This is a genomic window from Microbaculum marinisediminis (assembly GCF_025397915.1).
GTDB lineage: Bacteria > Pseudomonadota > Alphaproteobacteria > Rhizobiales > Tepidamorphaceae > Microbaculum > Microbaculum marinisediminis.
The window spans coordinates 1-1,761 of sequence record NZ_JALIDZ010000021.1 but is presented as its reverse complement, the minus strand read 5'-3'; the positions used below and the strand labels follow the sequence as shown (position 1 = coordinate 1,761).

The following is a 1,761-nucleotide window of genomic DNA, read 5'->3' as shown; positions in this document are numbered from 1 at the left end:
AGACCCGCGTCGTGAGACGCCGGCTATCCCAGAGAAGGAAACCCCCGGATGCTCCCCGACCACATGACCAACGCCGAACTTGACCGGCTTGCGGCCGGTCGTCCGGCCGTGCCGCCGCGCCGACCGAGGCTGGTCCCGATCGCTTGGTCGAAGATCCACACCCTGCCGAAGCGCGCGCCACTTATCCGGGGCGTCCTGGACCGTGGCGCCTTGTCTGTCGTCTATGGCGGCAGCAACACCGGCAAGACCTTCTTCGCCCTGGACCTGACCGCCCGTGTCGCCCTCGATTGGGAATGGCGCAGCCGCCCGGTCCGGGCCGGTGCCGTCGTCTACATCGCCGCCGAAGGCGGGCTCGGCATCGAGGAACGGCTTACGGCCTTTCGGTGTCATCACGACGTAGAGGCCGAAGGCGTGCCGCTCTACGTCATCCCCGAGCCGATCGACCTGTGCAAGTCGGATGCCGACACCAAACTGCTGCTTGGCCGCATCAGGGAACTGCCCTCGGAACCAAAGATTGAGCTGATCGTCGTCGACACGCTGTCGAGGGCCATGTCGGGCGGGAACGAGAACAGCCCCGACGACATGGGCCGGTTCGTCCGCCACGTTGACGAGTTACGAATAGCTACTGGGGCGCATGTTCTCGTCGTCCATCACGCCGGCAAGGACGACACCCGAGGCGCACGGGGACATTCCCTGCTGAAAGCCGCTGTCGATACCGAAATCGAGGTGACGAAAAGCGAGGTCTCGGGGCAGGCATCCGCGACCGTCGTGAAGCAGCGTGACCATGCAACCGGCGACGCATTCGGCTTCCGGCTCGAACCTGTCGAGATAGGCCAGGACGAGGACGGCGAACCGGTTACGTCCTGCGTCGTCGTAGAGACCGAGGCAACGTCTGCCAAGGCTACCAGGCTGGCCAAGCTGCCTGCCGGCGCGGCGGTGGCCCTGAAGGCCCTGAAGACAGCCTTGGAGGAAGCCGGTGAACGGCCTGAGGCGTCAATCCATATCCCGCTGTCCATCACGACCGTCGTCAAGTCCGACCTGTGGCGCACCTACGCTTACAAGTCAGGTATCAGCAACGGCAACACTGACAGGGCAAGGCAACAGGCATTCGCCCGAGCCGTGGATACGCTGGCAGCCAGGAACCTTATAGGCGTCTGGGAACCGTATGTCTGGCTCACGAACGGGGAGGCGAACAGGTGAGGCGAACATACGAACACCCCTATAGGGGTGTGTTCGTGTTCGTTCGCCCCGAACACCCGCGAACTACCCCGAACAATGTTCGTATGTGTTCGCCATGTTCGCCTGGGGTGCTTGCGGGAAGAAAACAAGGCTAGTGGTTATCGAACGCACAAAGGATGCCGGCCGAAAATTGTCGGTCGGCGACATAAAGCGCACAGGGTGCGCAATTCTTGTTTCCTACGGATAAATAAACCGTGGACAAGCATATATAGCTCGTTGTTTTTATTGACATTGAATCAGAAAATATGTATTTGTGTCCGTGTAATGTCCGCCCGTCGTGAGACGCGCGAAGCCCGAAGATGGAACCCGGATGCAGGCTGATACAGCCGCAACACCTGACATCTACGCTGACGATGCCCCCGGCAAGTCCGGGAACGGCAAGGCTCGCCTGCTGTCCATTGAAGACCTGGACGGCCGGACCCGTGCTAGCCGGCACTGCCAGCAGATACGCGACGAAATCCTCAATGACCTTGGTGGCGCCGACCAGCTTTCGACGCTTGAACGCCGGGCTGCCGAGCACGT

At 61.7% G+C, this 1,761-nt stretch carries 1 protein-coding gene and 1 pseudogene; both read left to right on the top strand.

Annotation, left to right across the window (positions count from 1 at the left end; genetic code table 11):
* Nucleotides 1-48 precede the first annotated feature (48 nt).
* Nucleotides 49-1,200, top strand: a complete 1,152-nt coding sequence (locus MUB46_RS24090; RefSeq protein ID WP_261618524.1) for an AAA family ATPase — start codon at nt 49-51, stop codon at nt 1,198-1,200.
* A gap of 349 nt (nt 1,201-1,549) precedes the next feature.
* Nucleotides 1,550-1,761, top strand: a pseudogene (locus MUB46_RS24085) (hypothetical protein); the annotation flags it as partial.

Coding starts and splice junctions, on each gene's coding strand:
- MUB46_RS24090 (WP_261618524.1), top strand. CDS start 49: ATGCTCCCCGACCACATGACCAACGCCGAACTTGACCGGCTTGCGGCC.